This window comes from Collinsella sp. AM12-1, from assembly GCF_003472325.1.
GTDB lineage: Bacteria > Actinomycetota > Coriobacteriia > Coriobacteriales > Coriobacteriaceae > Collinsella.
On record NZ_QRLS01000036.1, the window covers coordinates 1 to 4865 of the forward strand.

Sequence of the window (4865 nt, forward strand, 5' to 3'; positions counted from 1 at the left end):
AAGGGCCCGTAGATGGGTGAATTGAACGCAATGGGGACGGAGAAGGCCGCGGCAAGAACGAGCGTAGAGATCCATGCGGCCTTGTCTCTTAGGATCAGTTTGAGAAGAAGTCGACAGTACATTCAGAAGCACCTACGTTCCTCAAAGAATCGTTAGATTAAAAGTAACAGACCGGATGAAGATACGTGCGACGGGGGCGAGGCGAATGGCTGAGCGGTATCGATACGCGGGTTCAACGGTATCACATTGACCACGTAGATTATTAACTTGCATTTCTAACAGTTAAGGAGACGGGTGCTTTCCAGCACACTCCTTCGATGATGCCTTCCGCTAGTTGCTATGCCGGTTTCAGCCAACAAAGAATGTGCCCGGGCGCTCAGGTTCACCGTTAGCGTTGGCAACATATGAGATGGGCCAGACCCTTGCCGCGCGCCGATTGCGCGAGAGGTGTCGGGCTCCATGTTTATTCCACCTGCTTGTTATCAACCAGCTTCGTTCAACGTCAGACATTCAAGATGTCAGACGTCGAACCTGCGCTAAAGACGCAGCTGGGGCTACTAGTTGCCTACAATCGCTCGCGAAGCTCACCTGTTCGTGCGTGAATGTCTGACAGCTCCGTCAGACATTGTCGGACATTTGATTGTTCGACAAATGCGCACGTGGTCGCGTTCGCAAAGATAACTGAACGGTCGATGGGTGCGTTGAGACCGGAGCAAACGGCGGATGCCAGAAAAATGGCCTCACAGAATCGCACCCATGGTTGATAAAATTGACCGCCCGGGCGCAAATACCCGGGCGGTCAATTCATCCCCTCGTTCGCGATCCTGTTGGGTTTTGGGGCTTTGACATGTTGTTGACGGATGGATCAGCCGTACAGCTTGATCTCCCGGGGTTCCATGTGGTCGTCCCCCAATAAGACGTCCCTGATGTAGCCCTGCGGCAGGAACTCGACGGGCAGCACTGGGTCGTCGACGTAGCCGGGCACTGGGAGTAGGCGTGGCCTTTGGACATAGCGTGGCCGCCTGCCGGCGGTCGGACTGCCACTTCAGCCAAAAGCTCAGGCGCGCGCATTAAAATAATGAATATATCGCTTGATGGGCTTTTGACCAAGCATGAACATCGCAGGTAAATCCGTGTACCAATTTTTGGTACACGGATTTACCTGCGGTTTGTTGAAAGCTCTGACACGCGCTGTCGACTTCATTAAAATCGATTGCCGATCAAGTCTTCCTATATATGCGAGCCCCAAGAAACTGCGCTGTGAACCTGAGTCCTCTATCGATCGGCCCGGTGCACCGGGCCGCTGTCCTCGAGCCGGCAACAGCTTGCCGGTCTCAAAACGTATGCCGTCCGGCACGACCGACAGCCGAGTCTTGTGCCCCACTCGAGCAGTGCCAGAACCCCGTGCCGGAACCCACGCAGACGATGGCAGGGGAATTCAGCCGCGGCCATCGAGGAGCCGACCTAGGGACGGCGCCCTCATTCCTCAATGGATTTCCGCCGCCCCTTATAGGTCTGGATTGATTTAATGCTTGATTTAATCCGGCTGAATAAGCCGACCATGGGCCGGTTGACATAATGTAAGGTAAAAGAGCAGATGCGGCCGTACGCCGGTGCGGGTGATGTGACAGAATGTAATACACGTATTGCATCTAACCGGGAGGTGCATCATGGCAACCGCCACCGCAGTCCTGAGAATCCCCGAGGACCTCTCGAACAGGTACGACCACCTGGCGAAGTCGACGGGCCGCACGAAAACCTTCTACATGACGGAGGCCCTCGCCGCGGAGATAGACAGGCTCGAATACGAGTACGGCCTCATGAATTATTCGGGAGGCGTTTGGTTGCGAGGCATGCCAGTGTGCGGGGCCTGATTCGTCAGGCCCCGCACAGGGGGACCGCGATGGTGACCACCGCGCCGCCCGAGGGGCTGTTGGCGAGCGAGACGGAGCCCCCGTGGGCGCTCGCGGCCTCGGAGGCGACGTGGAGGCCGAGCCCGTAGTGGCGGCCTCCGTCGCGCGAGGAGCGGGACGAGTCGTCTGTGAAGAGGCGCTCGCAGCCGCGTTCGAGGGCGGCGGGAGAAAAGCCCGGTCCGTCGTCGGCCACCTCGATGACGAGGTGGCCGCCCGCGACGTCGCAGGAGACCGCCACGCGCGAGCGCGCGTGCTCGGCGGCGTTGGCCACGAGGTTCGCGGCGGCTCGCGCCAGGGCGGTTCGGTCGAGTAGGGCCTCGGGCGCGCCCGCGACAGCGGGGCCCGTGGCCGCGTTGAGCGTCACGCCTCGCGCCCGGGCGATCTGGGCGGCCTCGGCGAGGACCTGTTCGCAGAGCTCGGCCGGCCGCATGGGGGCCCTCTCCGCCCCGCCGAACCCGCGCGAGGCCTCGATGAGCAGGCGCACGTAGTCGTCGAGCCTTTCGACACTGCCGGCTATGTCGCGCGCGGCGGCCGAGAGGTCGCTGTCATTCTCGTCTTCCAGCTCCTCCGCCACGAAGTCGGCGTTGGCGCGCAGCACAGTAAGCGGCGTCTTGAGGTCGTGGGCGATCGACGTCATCTGCTCGCGCTGCCCCTGCTCCGCGGCCCAGCGGGCCTCGAGCGACTCGGCGAGGGAGGCCCGCATGGCGTCCATCGCGGCGAGGACGTCGTTCACCTCGCGCACATTGGTGCTGCCGACCGCGAAGTCGAGCTCTCCCGCGCCGACGCGCCCCGCCGCCTCCGCGAGCGGCGCCATCTTGCGCGAGATCACGCGGCTCGCACGACGCGCCACGAGCGCGAGCGCGAGCGCGCTTCCCACAGCGGCGCCGACGAGCATGAGGTTCTGCGGGTTGGGAAGCAGGCTGGCGAGATCGCGCGAGACCCACTGCGGCAGGTACTCGCTGACGAGTGCGCAGGCCCCGCCGCCCTTGAGTGGGAACGCAGCGTAGGTGAAGCCCGAGCCCCCGCCCTCGATCTCCACTGTGCCCGGATCCGCGGCGAGTGCCGTACTGGCCATTTCCGTCGCATCCTCGAGCCGCGTGCCCTCGAGGTCTGTCATCAGCACGTATCCGTCCTTGTTCAGGATGAGGTAGCGGTAGGCCGTCGGCACGTCCTGCTGCCCGCAGACGCCGTCGCGTGCCAGGCCCTCCGCGACCTCGCGCGCATTGGCCGGCCCCCAGCTTGCCTCGTAGACGAAGCCCGCGTTGATCGCCACGGAGAGCACCATGAACGAGGCGAGCCACGCCGTGGCGACCGCCGCGAACGCGTAGGCGAAGTAGCGCGCGATGACGAAGGAGAGCGGCATGCCCCCGCGACCTCGCGCTCCGATCTTCAGAGCTGCCACTTGTACCCCATCCCCCAGACGGTCGCGATCGGATCGGCGCCGGCCTCGGAGAGTTTCCTCCGGGCGCGGCTGACCTGCATGGATATGGCCGCGTCGTCGGCGTCGCTCTCCCAGCCGAGCACCGCCTCGCGTATCTGCGCGCGGCTCATGACCTGCCCGGGGCGGCGGGCGAGGTACTCGCAGATGGCGTACTCGGTGGGCGTGAGCGGCACGGCCTTGTCGCCCACGGCGAGGCCGCGCGCCCCGAGGTCGATCCGCACCTCCCCGAAGGAGAGGGCGTGCGAGCGCGGTCGGCGCTCACGGCGTAGATGGGCCGCGACCTTGGCGCGCAGTTCCGCGGCCCCGAAGGGCTTGCGGACGTAGTCGTCGGCGCCCAGGCCGTAGGCGGTCACGGCATCCTCCTCGGCCACGCGCGCGGTCAGGAAGACGATGGGCCCGTCGAAGTCCGGGCGGATCTGCCGCACGAGCTCGAAGCCGTCGAGCCCCGGCATCATGACGTCGCAGAGCACGAGGTCGAAGCGCGAGAGGTCCATCCCCGGGACCGCCGTCGGGTCCGCCGCCCTGACGACCTCATGGCCGTCGCGGCCGAGGACGCGCGCGAGCGCGTCGAGGATCGCCCGTTCATCATCCACTGCCAGTATCCTCGCCATGTTGACCTCCTGAAACTCTCGTCGGAATTGTACTAGCGCCGCGCCCAGCGGTCTAGAGCCCTGCACGCAGCCACGGTTGCCTCGGCCGCGTCGCACACGCGGTAGCGCACGCCCGAGCCGCCGCGCGCCTCGATCTCGAGCCAGCCCTCGCCGTTCGACTCCCGCCCGAAGAAGATGAGCTGGAGCTCTCTGACATTGCCCCTGTCATCCGCCGCGTCCACCAGGTAGACGTAGTTTGCCCCCGCCCCGGTGGCGTCGGCGAAGGAGCTCACGTGGCTGCCGGGCTCGGGCGCGGGCGCCCACATGGCGATCTCAGGGTTGGGCAGCACGCGGTCGGCGATCGAGCGCAGCGCCGATCCCCAGCCGGCGTCGAGCAGGGCATTCCCGCCCAGGACGAGCGCTGCGGAGAGGAGGACGAGCACAGCGGCGAGCGGCTTTCTACGCATCTACCCTCCCGTCTTCGAAGCGGCAGAACCAGGCGAGAAGGACGGCGTCGGCTGCCAGGGTGAGCACGAGGCCCGCGAGCGCAGTCGTGAGGAGAGGGCTCGCCGCACGCGCGGCGTCGATAAAGGCCTCCACCCCGAGCGACCCCAGGCGAGCGGGCCAGGCGAGCGGCACCCAGCTCAGGGGCGTCGCCAGGGCACCGGTGAGCTCGCCGGTCATGAGGCCGTGCGCAAGTCCGCCCACCGAGAAGAACGCGAGGAGCACCCCCGCAGCGCCGGCGCCGATGGCGGCGTTGCGGCCGAGGCGCAGGGCCACGCCGAGCCACAGCGCGTAGAGGGGCAGGCTGCCCAGCACGATGCCCGCCCACGCGGCCGCAAGCGGAGCGGGCCCGAGCGGCAGGCGCCCGGCAACGGCGAGCACGGCCCCGAACACGCCGAGCGCCACGGCCAGCGCGGC

The 4865-nt window shown here is 65.9% G+C and carries 4 protein-coding genes and 1 pseudogene; 1 reads left to right on the top strand and 4 read right to left on the bottom strand.

Annotated features, from left to right (window positions below; all coding sequences use genetic code 11):
* Nucleotides 1-1670 precede the first annotated feature (1670 nt).
* On the top strand, nucleotides 1671-1874 hold the full coding sequence (locus DW136_RS09710) for a ribbon-helix-helix domain-containing protein (protein WP_117629189.1): 204 nt from the start codon (nucleotides 1671-1673) through the stop codon (nucleotides 1872-1874).
* Nucleotides 1875-1878: 4 nt separating this feature from the next.
* Here the strand turns inward: DW136_RS09710 and DW136_RS09715 are convergent, their stop codons facing one another.
* The 4 genes and pseudogenes from DW136_RS09715 to DW136_RS10015 all read right to left on the bottom strand — a co-directional run.
* On the bottom strand, nucleotides 1879-3315 hold the full coding sequence (locus DW136_RS09715; protein WP_118289511.1) for a sensor histidine kinase KdpD: 1437 nt from the start codon (nucleotides 3313-3315) through the stop codon (nucleotides 1879-1881).
* Entirely contained in the window at nucleotides 3303-3965 is a 663-nt protein-coding gene (locus DW136_RS09720) for a response regulator transcription factor (RefSeq protein WP_118289512.1), read from the bottom strand. Before DW136_RS09720 ends, DW136_RS09715 begins: the two co-directional genes overlap by 13 nt.
* A gap of 32 nt (nucleotides 3966-3997) precedes the next feature.
* Nucleotides 3998-4411 carry a hypothetical protein gene (locus tag DW136_RS09725; protein ID WP_118289513.1) on the bottom strand — a complete coding sequence of 138 codons (414 nt, stop codon included), beginning with the start codon at nucleotides 4409-4411 and terminating at the stop codon, nucleotides 3998-4000.
* Nucleotides 4404-4865, bottom strand: a pseudogene (locus DW136_RS10015) (lantibiotic ABC transporter permease); the annotation flags it as partial. The gene DW136_RS09725 and the pseudogene DW136_RS10015, both read right to left, overlap by 8 nt.